Source organism: Nonlabens sp. Asnod3-H03 (assembly GCF_045063665.1).
Lineage (GTDB): Bacteria > Bacteroidota > Bacteroidia > Flavobacteriales > Flavobacteriaceae > Nonlabens > Nonlabens ulvanivorans.
Map to the genome: position 1 here is coordinate 850,295 of NZ_JBEFOD010000008.1, position 17,283 is coordinate 867,577.

19 protein-coding genes are annotated in these 17,283 nt (G+C 34.6%); 8 read left to right on the forward strand and 11 right to left on the reverse strand.

Annotated elements, in window-relative coordinates:
- Position 1: 1 nt before the first annotated feature.
- The 6 genes from ACJJVI_RS07075 to uvrC all read right to left on the reverse strand — a co-directional run bounded on the left by ACJJVI_RS07075 (position 2) and on the right by uvrC (position 7,901).
- Positions 2 to 967 carry a tryptophan 2,3-dioxygenase family protein gene (locus tag ACJJVI_RS07075; RefSeq protein WP_042269490.1) on the reverse strand — a complete coding sequence of 322 codons (966 nt, stop codon included), beginning with the start codon at positions 965 to 967 and terminating at the stop codon, positions 2 to 4.
- Between the two features lie 100 nt (positions 968 to 1,067).
- Entirely contained in the window at positions 1,068 to 1,853 is a 786-nt protein-coding gene (locus tag ACJJVI_RS07080; RefSeq protein WP_042295380.1) for a DUF3108 domain-containing protein, read from the reverse strand.
- Between the two features lie 89 nt (positions 1,854 to 1,942).
- Complete coding sequence (locus tag ACJJVI_RS07085) at positions 1,943 to 2,572, reverse strand: CCC motif membrane protein (protein ID WP_036582734.1); 630 nt, start codon at positions 2,570 to 2,572, stop codon at positions 1,943 to 1,945.
- Between the two features lie 26 nt (positions 2,573 to 2,598).
- Positions 2,599 to 3,765: a homogentisate 1,2-dioxygenase gene (locus ACJJVI_RS07090; protein WP_042245579.1), complete on the reverse strand. Its 1,167-nt coding sequence runs from the start codon at positions 3,763 to 3,765 to the stop codon at positions 2,599 to 2,601.
- A 109-nt stretch (positions 3,766 to 3,874) separates the two neighbouring features.
- A complete protein-coding gene (locus ACJJVI_RS07095) occupies positions 3,875 to 6,109 on the reverse strand; it encodes a patatin-like phospholipase family protein (RefSeq protein ID WP_397302835.1) in 2,235 nt (744 codons plus the stop codon).
- Positions 6,102 to 7,901 (reverse strand): excinuclease ABC subunit UvrC, encoded by a 1,800-nt coding sequence (gene uvrC, locus ACJJVI_RS07100; protein ID WP_036582730.1) that lies wholly within the window; start codon positions 7,899 to 7,901, stop codon positions 6,102 to 6,104. The genes ACJJVI_RS07095 and uvrC overlap by 8 nt, the downstream gene beginning before the upstream one ends.
- A gap of 124 nt (positions 7,902 to 8,025) precedes the next feature.
- Here uvrC and trxA point away from each other — a divergent pair, with 124 nt between their 5' ends.
- Complete coding sequence (trxA, locus tag ACJJVI_RS07105) at positions 8,026 to 8,319, forward strand: thioredoxin (protein ID WP_405351188.1); 294 nt, start codon at positions 8,026 to 8,028, stop codon at positions 8,317 to 8,319.
- Between the two features lie 76 nt (positions 8,320 to 8,395).
- Complete coding sequence (locus ACJJVI_RS07110; RefSeq protein WP_042295339.1) at positions 8,396 to 8,767, forward strand: DUF2237 family protein; 372 nt, start codon at positions 8,396 to 8,398, stop codon at positions 8,765 to 8,767.
- A 3-nt stretch (positions 8,768 to 8,770) separates the two neighbouring features.
- Here ACJJVI_RS07110 and ACJJVI_RS07115 read toward each other — a convergent pair whose 3' ends face one another.
- Positions 8,771 to 9,238, reverse strand: coding sequence for a CBS domain-containing protein (locus tag ACJJVI_RS07115; RefSeq protein WP_405351190.1), 468 nt, complete (start codon positions 9,236 to 9,238; stop codon positions 8,771 to 8,773).
- Between the two features lie 348 nt (positions 9,239 to 9,586).
- Positions 9,587 to 10,906, reverse strand: coding sequence for an alkaline phosphatase D family protein (locus tag ACJJVI_RS07120; protein WP_405351192.1), 1,320 nt, complete (start codon positions 10,904 to 10,906; stop codon positions 9,587 to 9,589).
- Positions 10,907 to 11,093: 187 nt separating this feature from the next.
- Here ACJJVI_RS07120 and ACJJVI_RS07125 point away from each other — a divergent pair, with 187 nt between their 5' ends.
- From ACJJVI_RS07125 to ACJJVI_RS07150, 6 genes are all read left to right on the forward strand, one after another.
- Complete coding sequence (locus ACJJVI_RS07125) at positions 11,094 to 11,534, forward strand: ATP-dependent zinc protease (RefSeq protein WP_394805723.1); 441 nt, start codon at positions 11,094 to 11,096, stop codon at positions 11,532 to 11,534.
- On the forward strand, positions 11,524 to 12,396 hold the full coding sequence (rimK, locus tag ACJJVI_RS07130) for a 30S ribosomal protein S6--L-glutamate ligase (protein WP_036582718.1): 873 nt from the start codon (positions 11,524 to 11,526) through the stop codon (positions 12,394 to 12,396). Before ACJJVI_RS07125 ends, rimK begins: the two co-directional genes overlap by 11 nt.
- Positions 12,396 to 13,376 (forward strand): succinylglutamate desuccinylase/aspartoacylase family protein, encoded by a 981-nt coding sequence (locus ACJJVI_RS07135; RefSeq protein WP_042269496.1) that lies wholly within the window; start codon positions 12,396 to 12,398, stop codon positions 13,374 to 13,376. Before rimK ends, ACJJVI_RS07135 begins: the two co-directional genes overlap by 1 nt.
- A complete protein-coding gene (locus tag ACJJVI_RS07140) occupies positions 13,351 to 13,923 on the forward strand; it encodes a 5-formyltetrahydrofolate cyclo-ligase (protein ID WP_348021925.1) in 573 nt (190 codons plus the stop codon). Before ACJJVI_RS07135 ends, ACJJVI_RS07140 begins: the two co-directional genes overlap by 26 nt.
- Before the next feature lie 129 nt (positions 13,924 to 14,052).
- Complete coding sequence (locus ACJJVI_RS07145; RefSeq protein WP_051788701.1) at positions 14,053 to 15,150, forward strand: ATP-binding protein; 1,098 nt, start codon at positions 14,053 to 14,055, stop codon at positions 15,148 to 15,150.
- On the forward strand, positions 15,151 to 15,561 hold the full coding sequence (locus tag ACJJVI_RS07150; protein WP_036582713.1) for a response regulator: 411 nt from the start codon (positions 15,151 to 15,153) through the stop codon (positions 15,559 to 15,561).
- Here the strand turns inward: ACJJVI_RS07150 and ACJJVI_RS07155 are convergent.
- The 3 genes from ACJJVI_RS07155 to ACJJVI_RS07165 are packed head-to-tail and all read right to left on the reverse strand — an operon-like array spanning position 15,558 to position 17,280.
- Positions 15,558 to 16,172: a lipoprotein signal peptidase gene (locus ACJJVI_RS07155; RefSeq protein ID WP_036582712.1), complete on the reverse strand. Its 615-nt coding sequence runs from the start codon at positions 16,170 to 16,172 to the stop codon at positions 15,558 to 15,560. The genes ACJJVI_RS07150 and ACJJVI_RS07155 overlap by 4 nt on opposite strands.
- Before the next feature lie 32 nt (positions 16,173 to 16,204).
- Positions 16,205 to 16,858, reverse strand: coding sequence for a hypothetical protein (locus ACJJVI_RS07160; RefSeq protein WP_405351195.1), 654 nt, complete (start codon positions 16,856 to 16,858; stop codon positions 16,205 to 16,207).
- 35 nt (positions 16,859 to 16,893) lie between these two features.
- Positions 16,894 to 17,280: a TraR/DksA C4-type zinc finger protein gene (locus ACJJVI_RS07165; protein WP_036582709.1), complete on the reverse strand. Its 387-nt coding sequence runs from the start codon at positions 17,278 to 17,280 to the stop codon at positions 16,894 to 16,896.
- Between the last annotated feature and the right edge of the window lie 3 nt (positions 17,281 to 17,283).

Consider the following 17,283-nt stretch of genomic DNA (forward strand, 5'->3'; position numbering starts at 1 on the left):
ATTATTTTGTGTTTAATGCATGTTCAACCCATTGTTTTCCCCAGTTATCGATCTCATCTTGAGTCCATAGTTCTGGATAGAAAATAATTTTTTGAAAACTAGGTGGCAAGAATTTTTTCCAGTTAGTTCCTCCAGTTGCCTGTATAGGATCGCCTTCTTTTCTCAGATAGCGATGGGCACTTCCCATATGCATTAGTTTCCAGTTGATATTAGCGTTTTGGTCATGAGCGCGCATGGCGTCCATTAGTTCTTTTGTTTTTTCTTCTTCAGGTAATTGCAGGTATCGTTGGTAAATATTTGTGTCCTTTACCTCATGCGCGATACGCAAGAATCTAGGTGTGTAACGTTCTTCAAACTGTTTTAGTGTAAGCGTTTTTTCTTGGGTATGCATATCGATACCACCTTGCTTCCAGTAACAATGATTGTAGAGTTCTTCAAGGTTATCGTTATCGCTTTCGCGGAAGCGTTCTCTAACATCTGGATGTACTACATTTATTAAATCACTACTGTAAAATTCTATCATGCGGAACTGTGCACTCTGAAAACCACTAGCTGGTAATAATGACATACGGAATTTTAAAAATTGCTCGCGTTCCATTCCTTTAATCATTACTTCAAAAGAGCTAATTAAAATACCGAAATAGCGATTAATACGACGCAGTTTTTCTGCAAAGAAAGGACCTGTTAAATCTTTACTTTCTATAATTTGTAATTGCTCGTGTATAATGAGTTTAAAATAAAGCTCTGTAATCTGATGGTAACCTATAAAAATCATTTCATCTGGAAAATGAGTAGATGGCACCTGTAGACTTAGTAGTGTGTCTAATCTTATGTAATCCCAATAAGTAATGTATTGGTCATATAACAGTCCATCTAGATAGGAGAGCATGTCCTGACCTGAATTCTTAAATTTTTCTTCTAACAACTGAATACGTTGCGCGATTTCTGGACTGATTTCCTGTGACATGAAAACATTTTAAGGTTCTACAAATGTAATAATACCTGTGAAACCTTAAAACGTATCTATTGATTTAAGAAGGATGTTGTTAACAGTAGCGATAAATCTACTATGGCAAGGTTTTAAATTGATATTTTAAACCTTTAAAAGCGTCTAAATCTGCAGTTAGTGATCCAACGGCTAGTTTTGCTTTTATTTTTAAAGGCATTTTGTTTTCATCATCAGATATCCATACCGTTAGGCTTTCTTCTTCTTTAAAAACGCGGCCTGATTGTACGTAGGGTCTGAATTCTAAAGCAGGAACTTTACCAAATTTAGTTCTAATGGTGTCACGACCTAAGAATTTTAATTTAAAGTCAAAATTCTCTTTATCAAAGAACATGGGTAATTTAAACTCGTCTCCTTTTTTTAATGTCTTTATATCTACTATTGTGCGCAAATGATAAAAAGCACTCATCATATCTTGAGTAGAAGGTTCTATATCCATAGACTCTACTTTATTATGCTTTTTATCATTAATAACAGCTGTTCTAGTGTCATGATTAAAGTCTATCTGAATATCCTTAGTGTGTCCACCTTCATCAATATCGCGTATAAATCGATACGGCTTTACAGTAGTGCGATCTATGTAAGTTTCATAGCGATCGTCTACTTTAAAGAATAGGTGTAATAAACCTGTAGATTTACCTTTTCCTTTAATATGATAAACCTCTTTACCTTCTAGTTTAGCTTCGCTAACCTGCATGGTAGCATAGCTAGCGTTAAAAACGCCATAGTGAATTCTAAAACGGAACCATTCCCCTTTTTTAAATGCCATTTCTGGTGGTGCAGTGGTAGGCATAAAAGCCGTTGTGGCGATAAATATTGCGAGTATAGGAAGTATTAATTTTTTCATGATACTTTGATTTAAAAGCATTTTCATGCGTTTCAAAGTATGAAATACAAAACTCGTTCCAAAACTCGATTCTTTCATGGTATCATATTTTAATCTTGTGGAATCTCTTCAATAATTGTTTCTAATTCTTCAACTTCTATTTGAACAGAGTCCGTTGTTTCATTTAAAGTATCTACTTCTTCTTCATATTCATACCAGTCGTCTTCAACCTCAGATTCTTCATATTCATAATCATCATTATACCATTCTTCATCTTCATCCATCATGTCTAAGTAGTTGTATTCATCAAATGTGTTACTGAATAGCCCTATAAAACCTAAAACAATTAAAATTAAACTCACAATACCTACCACTAGATTAAAAGTCTTTGCGTTACTAACTCTTTTATAACTGCCAGGATCATATTGTTCTGGGTTTTGCTGATACTTAGTCATACTAGATTGAGCAAGAGCAAAACCTATAATACTTAAGACAAGAGCTAGATACTGGCCACCTACACAACAACAAATTACAAATAAAACGGTCGCAACAATTGCAAGGACCATGGCACTATTATCTGCTGGTAATTTTGAGCGATAAGGTTGTGAGCTCCAGTTTTGTCCACCTTGATTTTGATTATGTTCATGGCTTTTTGAACTGTCGTATCCAGAGTTAGAATAGTTATTATCTTCCCAGGACCTATTTTGATTAGAAGAGTTTTGGTTGGTGTTGTTTTCCAATGGTGTAAAGTTTAGTTTTTATAAAATTAGTGACTAGATTCTAGCCAGCTTTTATGATAATCCTCATCAGCTATTTCTAGTGCTGCTTTTGTAACCTTTAAAGGTTTAAAAGTGTCTACCATAACGGCTAGTTCTTCAGTTTTAGTTTTTCCTATGCTGCGTTCTGCCGCTCCTGGATGTGGACCATGTGGTATTCCTGCAGGATGTAAGCTGATATGTCCGGCATCTACATCGTTGCGGCTCATAAAATCACCATCTACATAATACAGTACTTCATCACTATCAATATTACTATGGTTATATGGTGCTGGTATACTATCTGGATGATAATCATACAATCTAGGCACAAAACTACATACCACAAACGCATCTGTTTCAAAGGTTTGATGTACTGGTGGCGGCTGGTGAATGCGTCCGGTTATAGGTTCAAAGTCGTGTATGGATAATGCATAAGGGAAATTATAACCATCATAGCCCACAACGTCAAACGGATGTGATGCATAAACCATGTCAAAAATCTCGTCTTGTTTTTTAATCTTCATTAAAAAGTCACCCAATTCATCATGTGTTTCCAGCGTGTCGGGTCTTCTTAAATCTCGCTCGCAATATGGCGAGTGTTCTAGTAACTGACCGAACCAATTGCGATAGCGTTTTGGAGTGTAAATAGGTCTTCTGGACTCTGTGATAAAAAGTCTATTATCCTTATCATCAAACCTTAATTGGTAAATAATCCCTCGTGGAATTAATAGATAATCACCATATTTAAAATCTATATTACCCAAATGTGTGCGCAATGTTCCTGATCCTTTATGGATAAAAATCAACTCATCTGCATCTGAATTTTTATAAAAATAATCTGTCATAGATTCTTGTGGTGCTGCCAGTATAATGTTGACATCACTATTAGTAAGAACTATAGTGCGACTCTCTAAATAATCAGCTTTAGGTTTTACTTGAAAACCTCTGAATCGATATGATTTAATATGATTTTCTAAAGCAATCTCAGGTTTTACTGAATACTGTCCTTTAATTTCCTTAACCATAGTAGGTCTATGGACGTGGTATGAGTTTGTAGACATACCGTCAAAACCTATGGTTCCAAAAAGCTGCTCAGAATACAATTCACCATTTGGTTTTCTGAATACAGTGTGTCTTTTAGGCGGTATTTTTCCTAGCTTGTGATAAAAAGGCATGAGCTTTTATTTTTATGACTAGCAATTTCGGAAATTCCTGAGATGATTCCATGCTTTAAGTCAATTATTTATAAGTGGACTTTTGAGAATACGCTTTCGCGAAAGCGTACTAAAACTGAAACCCTAGATTTACATAGAACTCACCTTTACTTTGCTCTGGACTAAAACTGTATTTTAATTCTAATGGTCCTAAGAATGTCTCTAGTCCATATCCGATAGCATATCCCGTAAAACCATCTGTACTGAACCAGTCTGATTTTTCAAATAGATAATCATCAATCTTAACAGAATTAGTACTCAAGATGATATGGTTGTTTTTAAAGATTTCATAGTCTAGTTCAATAAGTCCACCCATTACCGTGTTCCCACTCAAGCTTACAAAATCATAACCGTAAAATGGTAGTATATTATTAATGCGCCTTGCGCCATAACCACCTAAGTAAAAGTCAAAAGAACTATTGCCAGGATTACCTATGGGTAAACCAAATAGGACATCTCCACGCAGACTCCATTTACCAAAGCTTCTTGCATGACCTACAGAAACTTGGGCCATTGAAAATTCTTGAAAGTTATTATCTACCTTGCTACTATTATATAAATAGATGTGTAAATCACCATCTATTTTCCAACCACTAGATGGGAAGAAAAGGTTGTCATAGGTATCATAGAGTACATTTGTGTACACACTACTATAATTGCTATTTTCAAATATCGTGCGCTGGTCTGTGTTAGCATTAGTGCCCAATGTTTCTGTAAATAATCTTAGAGATTTATATTCTGCTCCTACAGTTAGATTGAACCCATTTCCTATTTTAGTTTGTAGAAATAGTTGTTGAGTCCAGTCGTTGTAATCTAGATCTATAGAGTTGACATCAATATCTATATCTGTAACTTGTTCTAGAAAACTAGCAGATATCTGTTTTTCATATTGAACAAACTCGCTATGAAAGCCGATAGACCAGTACTTACCTTTATCGATATAATAATCAAAATTATATCTGACATTGTCACCTAAAATAACATCTGCAGAAACGACATCACTATCAAATAAGACGTTTTTTCTAGTAAGGTTAACTAATGCTGCACTTCTTAACAACTCATCATAATGAACACCTAGTCGTAGGTAATTGCGCACCGTAGTTTCTATAACGCCTATTTCTAGAATAGCACCATCTGGTGTGTTGATAATTTCATAATTAATTTTAGAAAAATTATTAGTGGCTTGTAAATTATTAATTCCGTCTCTGATGTCTGTATATGCTACGTTACCAGGTGTTTCAATTTTAAATCTACCATTTATGTAGGCTCTAGAATAGTTTTCATTACCATTAATATATACTTGAGCTAGGTATATGCTATCTGTTGTTACTGCAGGTAATTTTTCTCTATGATAGCCTTCTCCATCAATTAGCTTTTGCAGTTGGTCTAATTTTTTAAATGCAGCTATTTCTCCTTCTTTAATAATCGCTTTTCCTTGATCAAAGGATATGACTGTGTAATCTTCAATATCAGGATCAATATAGATATCAGTGAAGGATACTTTTTCTTTCATCGCATTTATAGTACGATAATTATTAATTTGAGTAAGAATATCAAAAGCACCGTTAAGTTGATCTCTGTTTTTAAGTCCATCTTGAACATCCACGCCTATGATGATGTCCATTCCTAAAGCTCTTAACTTTTCTACTGGGTAATTGTCTGTTACGCCGCCGTCTATAAAAAGTCTATTCTCTATTTCTACCGGAGCAAATAAGGAAGGTAAGGCACCACTGGCGTTTACTGCACGAGGTAAATAACCATTATCTAATATAATATCTTCTCCAGTTTCAACATCTGTAGCAACACAAAAAAATGGAATTGGTAATTCACTAAATTCATGCACATCTTTAACATGAGAGAGCAATCTGGAAAGTAAATTATATATATTTTGTCCTTTGCTTAGTGAGTTAGGTACTTGTACTTTAAAGTCCTTAAAGGGTAAGGTCACACCATAGCGTTCATTATCCTTGCGTTCAAAGTATGTTTTGGATTCACGTGGTATGTCATCTGAAATTATATCGTCAAAATCAATAGTCTGAAACACAGAATCTAATTGCTTACCGGTGTATCCAGATGCATATAAAGAACCTACAATTGCGCCCATGCTAGTTCCTGCAACATAATCTATCTTAATACCTAACGAGTCTATGACTTTTAACGTTCCGATATGAGCGAGTCCTTTTGCGCCACCACCAGATAATACTAGACCTATTTTTTGCTTGTTAGCTTTTTGATTTTGTTGCGCATATAAAAAATCCGCTTGCGCGAAAATGAATACTAAGACAATCCATATGTGTTTATTCATTTTCATTCTTATAAAAGTCGATGATTTTTTGTGCTCTTGAAACACCAATAATATCTTCTATTTCTTTTTTAGAAGCTGTTTTGATTCTTTTTACAGATCTGAAATGCCTTAACAACTCAACAGCTGTTTTTTCTCCTATTCCTGGTATGTTGTCTAACTCTGTTTCAATAGCTTGTTTACTGCGCTTATTGCGGTGATGTGTAATCCCAAAACGGTGCGCCTCATTTCTCATTTGTTGAATTACCTTAAGTGTTTCAGAACGTTTATCGAGATATAATGGTACTGGATCGTTAGGATAAAATAATTCTTCTAGTCTTTTAGCAATTCCTATAATGGTGATTTTTCCTCTCAGCCCTAATCTATCTAGAGCTTTTAAACCACTAGATAATTGTCCCTTACCACCATCAACCACTACAAGCTGAGGTAATGGCTCGCCTTCTTCTAATAATCTTCTATAGCGTCTATGTACGACCTCTTCCATACTGGCAAAATCATCTGGACCTTCTACTGTTTTAATATTAAAATTACGATAATCTTTCTTACTCGGTTTTCCATTTTTAAATACGACGCATGCAGCAACAGGATTTGTTCCTTGAATGTTGGAGTTATCAAAACACTCTATATGAACCGGTTCTTCATCCAGCCTTAGGTCTGCTTTCATTTGCGCCATAAGACGTTTAACGTGTCTATCTGGATCTACTATTTTAATAGTTTTAAATTGTTCCTGTCTATAAAATTTTGCGTTGCGCAATGATAAATCTACAATCTTCTTTTTATCACCTAACTGTGGTATTGTTACCTTTATTTGATCACCTAGCTTTACCTCAAACGGCACATAAATTTCTCTACATTGAGAGTTAAAACGCTGGCGCAATTCAATGATTGCAATTTCTAGTAATTCTTGATCGGTCTCTTCTAGCTTTTTCTTGATTTCTAAAGTATGTGAACGCACAATCGCACCATGTGATAATTGTAAGTAGTTTACATAAGCATGTGTTTCATCAGATATTAGACTAAAAACATCTACATCAGTAATTTTAGAATTAACCACAGTAGACTTAGATTGATACTTCTGTAAAATTTCTAGTTTTTCTTTAATGCGTTGAGCGTCTTCAAACTGCATGTTTGCCGCATACTCCATCATTTGTGATTCAAAATGCTTTGCAGCATTTTTATAATCACCTTTTACAATATTGCGCACATTATCAATATTTGCGGCATATGCGGTTTCACTCATTAAACCATCACAAGGTCCAGCGCAATTACCTATATGGTACTCTAGGCATACTTTATATTTTCCAGCATTAATCTTATCTGCACTTAGGTCGTATTTGCAAGTACGTAAAGGATATAATCCTTTAATAAGATCTAGTAAGGCACGCACAGTTTTAACACTTGAAAAAGGACCATAATATTCACTACCATCCTTAATCATTCTACGAGTTAAAAAAACACGAGGAAAACGTTCTTTCTTAATGCATAGCCACGGATACGTTTTATCATCTCGCAACATGATATTATATCGCGGATTTCTATTTTTAATCAAAGAGTTTTCCAGCAATAGCGCATCCATTTCTGTTTCAACCACGATATGTTCAATAGTCACGATTTTCTTAACCATCGATTTTATACGATAACTATCGTGATTCTTTGTGAAATATGATGAAACGCGCTTTTTCAGGTTTTTTGCCTTTCCTACATACAGCAGTTTGTGATCTTTATCATAATATTGATAAACACCTGGTGTAGAAGGTAGGATTCTGATTTGAACCTCGAGCGGTGATAATTCCATAGCGATGTAAAGTTAGGAATTTTCTAGAGCACGCTTTCGCGAAAGCGTATTAAAATCAACCTATTTTCTTATCATTTCTATAACGGTGTGGATTTTGAAAATATTTTAATTTTACAAATAAAAGATGGCAAGTTTTAAAGAAATCATATCAACAAATACACCAGTTTTAATTGACTTTTTTGCTACGTGGTGCGGCCCATGTCAGACCATGATGCCGGTATTAGAAAAGCTTAAAGATGATCTCGGAGATGAGGTTAGAATATTAAAAATAGACGTAGATAAAAATCAGGCGCTTGCTACTCAAATGAATGTACGTGGTGTTCCTGCTTTTATGATATATAAAAATGGTAATTTGGTCTGGAAAGGTAGTGGAGTGCAGCCATTACACGTTCTTAAAGAACAAATAGCAAAGGCATAAAATTGTAGACTCGTAATTTTTTACTTAAAAATAGACTCATTTATTTTAATATAACGTGTCTTATAAACTGAGGACCATGCAAACAGATCAACCAATGAACGTATTAGGAACTGCATTAGAATCTTGCTGCAACGATCCTATGACAGGTTACTGGCGCGATGGTTATTGTCGTTCGGCAAGTGAAGATTGTGGTACTCATGTGGTTTGTGCCGTGATGACACAAGAATTCTTAGATTATACAAAGTCACGAGGAAATGATCTTTCCACGCCTAATCCTGCATATCGTTTTCCTGGATTAAAACCTGGTGACAAGTGGTGTCTGTGTATTTTAAGATGGTTAGAAGCAGAGAAAGCTGGTGTCGCTCCTCAAATTAATCTTATGGCTACTGACGATGCTGCTTTAAAGTACACTAGTTTAGAATTACTTAAAAAGCATGCGATAGAGTAATAGTTATTTTTGCCAGTCTTCACCTTTAAGTTTTGTGGCAGCAATAATAACATCCATTCTAGAGATTTGACCGATTAATTTACCGTTTTCAGTTACAGGAAAACGTCTGTGACCTGTTTTTAAGAAACGAGTAGCGGCCTCAAAAATGTCTGCTTCTGCTTCTATAGTGTCTACCTGTTTAGACATATAATCACTCACCTTACGATCACCGACGGGCATATTGTGATATCGACTATCGCCTATTACATGCATAAGGTCAGTATCACTTATAATACCCACCAACTCTTTTTTTTCATTGACAACAGGTCCACCTGTAATACGTTGTTTAAGTAAGGTTTCCATTACAGTAGTAATACCTTGATCGGGATTAAAGGTGACTAATTTACGAGTCATAAAATCTTTTACTTGAAAAGCCTGATTTGAATTACTTACCTGACCAGTTCTTTTTCCTACAAAACTTTTGATACCCATAATTGATGTTTTTGAACATCAGTAAGGTAAGAAATTTTTATGAATTTAGTATATCTTTTTTTTTAACTAAAACGCACTTAAAATTTAACTAAAAAAAGAATTGCATATTCTGGAACTAGAATACATTTACTTCATAATCTTAAAGTCATAAACCATGGCAAATAAACCAGCAAAAGGCCCGAAAAATTTCGGTAAACCTTCTTCCAAGCCTGCGGTAGCTCCAAAGGCAAAGAAACAAGCTCCAAAGAAGTAATTGTTTCTTATGGTGCAATACGATTGCGCCCTTTAAGTCTAAAAATTTAAAAAGCAAGGCCGTTTCCTTAAAAAAGAAACGGTTTTTTTATACGTTTAATTTTTAAGGTACTGTAGTTCTTTTTGCTTAATTGAATAATCAAAAACTTTATCGCCTTGGGTATCATATATAGTCAGTTTTAAAGATCTATTTCCATAAGAACCAGTAACGTCTATAATTCCAAAATTATGTTCATAAAAAGTAGCTCCTTTTACCTGTAAAGTGTTTCCTTCTTCTCTGGCTTGATGAGTTCCAGCAGTTAATGGTGAACAAGTTATATCTATTAAAGGATAAGCATCTTCACGTTCTAATCTAGATATTTCAGTATGATGTCTATCACCACTTATAAATAGAACACGCTCAATACGTTCTTCATGTAATCGATTTAAGAGACGTTCCCTTTCACCTGGATAAGTCGCATAATTTTCATAAACTGCCGCATCGCTTATGATCTGTCCACCAGCAACGACTACTTTAAAAGATGCGTTGCTAGCTGTTAACGCATCGATAAGCCAGTCTAGTTGATCTTCTCCAAAATAGTCTTTATGGTTATCCATACCTTTATTAGGTGCTCGATGATAGCGATCATCTAGAAAAAAGAATTCAACATCATTAAAAGGGAAGTGCTGTGTGACACCACCATTTCCAGCAGCATTAGTGTTTAAATTTCCCCAGTAATCATTAAAGGCTTTTTCGGTAATTTTTTTATGTACATAACTGCGATCAGAGTCGTTAGGTCCATAATCATGATCATCCCATGTGGCATAATGATGTACACTTCCTAAAAGTGCCTGCAGTTCTGGTAAGGCACGCGTGTTTCTGTGACGGTATCTAATACCTGTTTCAGTTAAAAAATCAGGTGTTCTTAAATAAGTATTATCTCCAGACCAAAGCATCAGATCAGGATCTTTAGATAAAATACTATTGAAAATTTCATAATGACCACCATATGGCGATGGTCTATCATCTTTTTGATCGTTTATAAAATTGCAAGAGCCCAAAGCTATTTTAAAATCTGGTGGATCTGTTCTATACTGCCATAGGGTTTGTGTCTGAAATTCTAATTTATAATCTCTAGGGACATATATGTCATTAATGTAGAGCTTGTATGTGTAAGTAGCGCCATAGATAACTTCTCGCGGATATAGTTTTGCGATATAATCTCCATCAGCATGAGTTGATACGGTTTCTGTAAATCGCATGTCTTCATCACCTGTAAAGTATCCGATTTTCACATTTGCAGGTGCCTTTGTTTGTACCCATATAAGCGCTTCTCTAAAATCAGAGTAGCCCACCATAGGTCCAGATTGTAGTAAGGATTCTTGTGCTATCGAGAGACTTGATATAAAGAGTAAGAGTAGAAGTATCTTTTTCATGATGATTTTTTAATTTTTAAAGGTCTTAAAAATTTACATAGCCTGTATAAACCTAAGGTTAATTATATGCCATATGATATAGATTATACGCTTTCGCGAAAGCGTTTTTCAAATGATACAATTAACGATTACTTAAAGATATATTCTCATAAATTACATGCATCTTTGCCTACTTAATCGATGATAAATAGTGTCTAAAAAGAAACTTATAATAGGTCGCACTGATCGTGCAGACTTTCCTAAACTTGAAATCGAAAATCTCGATATAAAAATTGATACGGGTGCTTATACCTCTAGTATTCATTGTACTGATATTGTTGAAGAAAACGGTATACTGCTCGCTACATTACTGGATGAAGCACATGAGCAATATCATGGCAAGCAAATGAGGTTTGAAGAGTATGAAATAACTAGTGTGCGTAGTAGTAATGGTACTTCTGAATTGAGGTATGAAGTGCAGGCTAACATCAGACTCTTTGGTAAGTTATGGAAGATTTCATTAACGCTTAGTAATAGAGAGCAAATGAGATATCCGGTGCTTATCGGACGCAAATTTTTATCTTCTAAATTTATCGTTGATTCTGAATTACAGGATGTTTCTTATCTTCAAGGCCTACATGAAAATTAATATACTCTCACGCGGTAAAACGCTATATAGCACACAACGAATGGTGGAAGAGGCAGAAGCTGCTGGCCATCAAGTCAAAGTTATTGACCCATTAAAGTGTGATATAAAATTAGAAAGACAGAAACCTAGCGTTTACTATAAAGGTGAAAAGCTAGATAAACCAGATGCTATCATACCACGTATAGGTGCTTCTATAACCTTTTATGGAACTGCAATTGTACGACAGTTTGAAGCGATGAATTGCTTTACGACAGTGAGTTCGCAAGCTTTAGTACGTAGTAGAGATAAGTTGCAAAGCCTGCAACGTTTATCAAGTGCTGGTGTTGGTATGCCTAAAACTGTTTTTACAAACTTTGGTAAACATACAGATGCAATTTTAAAAATGGTAGATGGACCACCTGTGGTGATTAAAGTATTAGAAGGAACTCAAGGTATAGGTGTTAATCTCGCAGAAGATTTTGACAGTGCACAGACCATTCTTGAGGCCTATAATACAATGCAGTCAAGAGTTATCGTTCAAGAGTTTATAAAAGAAGCTGGTGGCGCTGATCTTAGAGCCTTTGTGGTCGGTAATCGTGTCGTGGGCGCAATGAAACGTCAGGCGATGGAAGGCGAGTTTAGATCTAATTTACATCGTGGAGGTAGTGCAAAACAAATAAAACTATCTAAGGAGGAAGAGTTAACGGCAATAGGTGCGGCAAAATCTTTAGGGTTAGGAGTTTGTGGTGTAGATTTATTACAAAGTGCACGTGGTCCGTTAGTGCTTGAGGTAAATTCTTCTCCAGGATTAGAAGGTATCGAAGGAGCTACTAACTATAATATTGCTCGTGAAATCATCAAGTTTATAGAGCAAAGTGTATAATGTCGTTAAGAATTATAAACATACTTGATACAGAGATTAAGCCTGGACACAGTTACAAGCTTAATTTTAATAAAGCAAAGCTTTATACTTCAACAGCTATTGAAGTACCAGTAATAATTAGTAGAGCACGCAAGGCTGGTCCAGTAGTGCTACTTACTGGTGGTTTGCATGGTGATGAAATTAATGGTATTGAAGTAGTGCGTCAGATTATTGCCAAAGGTTACAATAAGCCACAGTCTGGTACAATTATCTGTATGCCAGTGCTCAATATTTTTGGGTTTCTGAACATGAAAAGAGAGTTTCCAGATGGTCGTGATTTAAATAGAAGTTTTCCTGGTTATAAATCTGGTTCTCTTGCAGGTAGATTTGCACATCAATTTGTGAATGAGATTTTACCTCATGTAGATATCGTTATGGATTTTCATACAGGTGGAGCACAGCGTTTTAATGCTCCTCAAATGCGAGTAGATTCGAGTTATGAGAAATCTCTTGAGTTAGCTCAAATTTTTAAAGCACCGTTTCTTATTCATAGCGGTAAACTAAAAGGCACTCTTAGACATACCTGTATGGAATTAGGTAAAACATATTTATTATTTGAAGGTGGTAAGTCATTTGAGAGTGATAAAAATATTGTTAGGGTAGGTGTCCAAGGAGCAAAAAGAGTATTACATCATTTAGATATGCTAGATGAAGCTTTTGAATTACCACCAGAGACTTCAGCAAGTATCGTAGTTAAAAGTTCAAAGTGGTTAAGAGCTTCTTATTCTGGACTATTTCATCCCAAAGTGCCTTATGGTAGATTAGTTGAAAAGGGTGAATACATTGCTACTATCACTGATCCATATGGTTCTTTTAGACACAAAGTAAAGTCTAATCAGACCGGATATATCATTAATGTAAATCAAAGTCCGATGGTTTATCAAGGTGATGCCATCTTCCATATTACAGCAAATCATGGAGAAGCAAGCACTCAGAAATAAATATAAACAACTGCGATTAGATTTAAGTCCTCAAGAAGTTGAAGATTATAGTTTACAGATTGCAAATAGGTTGTTAACTATGGATATCTGGGATTTTAAAATGTATCATCTTTTTTTAAGTATAGAAAAACATAAAGAAGTTCAAACAGATTTCATACTTCATGCGCTTCAAGGAAAAGATAAAAATGTCATTTTATCAAAAAGTAATTTTTTAGATTACAGTATGAGTCATTATTTGTTGACTGATGACACTCGTATTCTGATTAATAAATGGGGTATTCCTGAACCAGATGGTAACGGTATTGCAATTGATGAAAAACAGTTAGATGTTGTATTTGTACCGTTGTTGGTTTGCGATTCTATGGGTAATAGAGTAGGCTATGGAAAAGGATTTTACGATAGGTTTTTGGAAAAATGCCGACCAACGGTATTAAAGATAGGTTTATCTTTTGTTAAACCTTTAAATTATCAAATTGAAACCTATCCTAATGATATCCCATTAGATGTGTTGGTCTGTCCTGATGAAATTTACGATTTCAGGCAATAATTTACTAAAAGACTACTGATAGTGCGCAAATGAGCTAGGTGGTTTGCGACTTTTACCTTATTTTTCGGTTGTTACTAGAAAGGCCGGTTAAATTGCTGGTTAGAAATAAACGTTTTCCCCTAAAAAACGATGCAAAACAATAATGAAATAAGTCTTCAAAATGCCTTAGAAGACAAGTCATATTTCTTAAATGAGATAGCTACGATGACTCAAACGGGTGGCTATGGTTGTAATCTAATTACCGGAGCGATTATTCTCAATTTTGGGAGTAGAGACTTGCTTGGGATTCCTCATGATTATGAAATAAATATCGATAATGTTTCTCGATTTTTTGCCAATAAGAAGGTTTTTAAAAAGCTGATAGGTGATTCATTAAAAGGAAATTCTACGATTCTAGATTTAGAAATGAATAAGTTTGACGGAGAACGTCTTTGGGTGCGATTTAATTGTCATCCATTTTTACAGGAAGATAGAGTTGTAGGTCTACGTGGAGTTTTTACAAGCGTAGATCGGTATATAAAAAACACTCAAGAAGTAGAGAACGCTGCTTTAGTAATTAAAGCTCAGAATGAAAGACTAGTTCATTTTGCTCATATACTTTCTCATAATCTAAGATCTCATGCCAGTAATTTGCAACTTACCTTACAGACCTTTGATGATGTTAAAGAGCCTAGTGATGTTGAGGTATTCAATAGTTACTTAAATGATATATCCTTCAGTCTTAATCAGACATTACATCATCTGAATGAAGTCGTGACTATTAATACGGAATTAAAGATTAAAGAGAATATAGATATAGAGGCTATATTTAATAGAGTGTTATTAGATTTTGAAGAAGATATTAAAGCGGTAAACGCAACGGTAACTTATGATTTTGCTGAGTTACTTTCTATAGAATACGTACCATCATTTTTAGAAAGTGTTTTCAGAAATTTAATAAGTAATGCTATCAAATATAGGGATCTGGAAAGACCATTGAAGATTGTGGTTAAGACTAAATCTAAGAACAAACGGAAGCTGTTAATTATAAGAGATAATGGAATAGGTATTGATTTAAAACGTCATGCAGGTAAATTATTTCATATGTATCGTACCTTTCATACCAATGATGATGCCCGTGGAGTAGGCTTGTTTTTAGTAAAAAGTAAGGTTGAAGCTTTAGGTGGTGATATATCTGTTAAAAGTGAATTAGGAAAAGGAAGTACGTTTTCAATAAGATTTGAATAAATGTCTATAAAAACCATACATAGAGCCTGTATAATTGATGATGACAAACTATATGTAAGTCTGATCAAGATGCTCATCAATAAAAATGAGCTAGCTCAAGAATTATTAGTATTTGAAAATGGCAAGCAAGCCTTTGATTATTTTGAAGAAGCTCTTGCGGGTAATAATGCAACAGCTTTACCACAGGTAGTTCTCTTAGATCTTAATATGCCTATTATGGATGGTTGGGAATTTCTAGATGCGCTGGAGCCATATGCAAATGAACTCAAGCAAAGTAGTCTCAAGCTTAACGTGGTAAGTTCTACCATTAATCCTGAAGAAATGAATAAAGCTCGTAATCACGCTATTGTAAACGATTTTATTACAAAGCCTATATCAAAAGAGGCGATGATAAGTGCTTTTAGACTCTAAGATTTTTCTGGAAAAGCTTTTTTACTAAAAAGAATTAATAAGATTACACCTATTGTTATAGCAGAGTCTGCTATGTTGAATATCGCGTTAAAAAAAGAAAAGGTTTCTCCACCGATCCATGGCAACCATGCTGGCCATACACCATCAAAAAGAGGGAAATAAAGCATATCCACTACTTTACCATATCCTAATGGTGCATATCCATTTTCAGGAAATAAAGTAGCTACCGCGCCATGATCACTACCAGAAAAAATCACCCCATAAAATATAGAGTCAATAATATTACCTAAAGCACCAGAGAAAATAAGTGCAATGGATATAATAAGAATTTTGTGGCCGTTATTTTTAATACTATTCCATAACCAATACCCAATACCAAAAACGGCAAAGACTCTAAAAATAACTAGAATCAACTTCCCATATTCTCCTGGAATTTCAGCGCCCCATGCTGCACCAGCATTTTCATAAAACATGAGTTTGAATTTATTAAGATCATAAATAGGGTTGTTGGAATCTGTAGTAAGAGTATAATTAAGTTTAATATAGATCTTACTAATTTGATCAATTAATAACACTAAAATTATAATAAGAATCGCTTTGGATAACTTCATCAGTTGCGTTTGGATAGGGGCAAAAATACTATTTAATCCTTAATAGTAATGTTGCTATTTATGGTTTCTATTTTCTGGTTGTAATAAACAATCGACTCATTAGTTAATTCGGTTATTACACCATATTTTGTGGACAATTCTATGTAAGATGACGGATTGATGACTGTAACCATCGCGTTTACTGATACGATATGAAAATCTCCACGTACATTTTTTAATAAACAGCTGCCAGATTCTAGATTGATAAAAGAAAATTCAAATTTACCATTGATACTTAAAAAGCAATTGCGCGAGTTAATATCTAGAGCTAAGTTTTCTGGAAGGTAAATCGTTGCTTTTCCGTCTATAATCTTGTGTGCACTCAATTTGTCTTGTGGAAAAGAAAAGCTGGGATTAAAAGGATCGGTAATTTTTAAAGTGTCGTTGGATATTGCTGTATTTAACAAAACTGCACTTCGGTATTCTCCTCCTTGACTTTCAATTATTCTAATGTGTTCCTCTTTTATTGTAATAATTTCTAGCTCAATAGTAGATTCTAGATATATGTCAACTGTAGAGATTCCTGTGTTGTCATAAGTGATATGACTAGAATTGCGTTGTGATTGCGCTTTCGCGAAAGCGAATATCAAAAATATGCTTAAAAGAAAACTCCTTTTGACTACAGGGCATTTATGCAATAGAGCCATAGTTAAAAGGAGTTAATTATAAAATGCAAAATCTGTTAAGACTGCATGTTTTTTGCTTCAATACTCAATGTTGCGTGAGGTACTAATTCTAAGCGTGCTTTTTTGATTTTCTTTCCAGTGACACGACAGATACCATAAGTTTTATTCTCTATACGTATCATCGCATTTTTTAAATCTCGGATAAATTTTTCTTGTCTAATGGCTAGTTGAGAGCTAGTTTCTTTATTCATTACCTGACTACCTTCATCAAATGCCTTAAACTGTGGTGCCGTATCTTCTGTACCATTGCTGGCGTCATTCATATATGCACTTTTGATAAGCTCATGTTGTTTTATGGCTTCGTCCATTTTTTCTTGTACTATGGTTCTAAAGTAAGCTAGGTCTGCGTCTCCATATCTTTCTTTTTCTGCTGTATTACTCATGTT

Coding starts and splice junctions, on each gene's coding strand:
- ACJJVI_RS07075 (WP_042269490.1), bottom strand. CDS start 967: ATGTCACAGGAAATCAGTCCAGAAATCGCGCAACGTATTCAGTTGTTA.
- ACJJVI_RS07080 (WP_042295380.1), bottom strand. CDS start 1,853: ATGAAAAAATTAATACTTCCTATACTCGCAATATTTATCGCCACAACG.
- ACJJVI_RS07090 (WP_042245579.1), bottom strand. CDS start 3,765: ATGCCTTTTTATCACAAGCTAGGAAAAATACCGCCTAAAAGACACACT.
- ACJJVI_RS07095 (WP_397302835.1), bottom strand. CDS start 6,109: ATGAATAAACACATATGGATTGTCTTAGTATTCATTTTCGCGCAAGCG.
- uvrC (WP_036582730.1), bottom strand. CDS start 7,901: ATGGAATTATCACCGCTCGAGGTTCAAATCAGAATCCTACCTTCTACA.
- trxA (WP_405351188.1), top strand. CDS start 8,026: ATGGCAAGTTTTAAAGAAATCATATCAACAAATACACCAGTTTTAATT.
- ACJJVI_RS07110 (WP_042295339.1), top strand. CDS start 8,396: ATGCAAACAGATCAACCAATGAACGTATTAGGAACTGCATTAGAATCT.
- ACJJVI_RS07115 (WP_405351190.1), bottom strand. CDS start 9,238: ATGGGTATCAAAAGTTTTGTAGGAAAAAGAACTGGTCAGGTAAGTAAT.
- ACJJVI_RS07120 (WP_405351192.1), bottom strand. CDS start 10,906: ATGAAAAAGATACTTCTACTCTTACTCTTTATATCAAGTCTCTCGATA.
- rimK (WP_036582718.1), top strand. CDS start 11,524: ATGAAAATTAATATACTCTCACGCGGTAAAACGCTATATAGCACACAA.
- ACJJVI_RS07135 (WP_042269496.1), top strand. CDS start 12,396: ATGTCGTTAAGAATTATAAACATACTTGATACAGAGATTAAGCCTGGA.
- ACJJVI_RS07140 (WP_348021925.1), top strand. CDS start 13,351: ATGGAGAAGCAAGCACTCAGAAATAAATATAAACAACTGCGATTAGAT.
- ACJJVI_RS07145 (WP_051788701.1), top strand. CDS start 14,053: ATGCAAAACAATAATGAAATAAGTCTTCAAAATGCCTTAGAAGACAAG.
- ACJJVI_RS07150 (WP_036582713.1), top strand. CDS start 15,151: ATGTCTATAAAAACCATACATAGAGCCTGTATAATTGATGATGACAAA.
- ACJJVI_RS07155 (WP_036582712.1), bottom strand. CDS start 16,172: ATGAAGTTATCCAAAGCGATTCTTATTATAATTTTAGTGTTATTAATT.
- ACJJVI_RS07160 (WP_405351195.1), bottom strand. CDS start 16,858: ATGGCTCTATTGCATAAATGCCCTGTAGTCAAAAGGAGTTTTCTTTTA.
- ACJJVI_RS07165 (WP_036582709.1), bottom strand. CDS start 17,280: ATGAGTAATACAGCAGAAAAAGAAAGATATGGAGACGCAGACCTAGCT.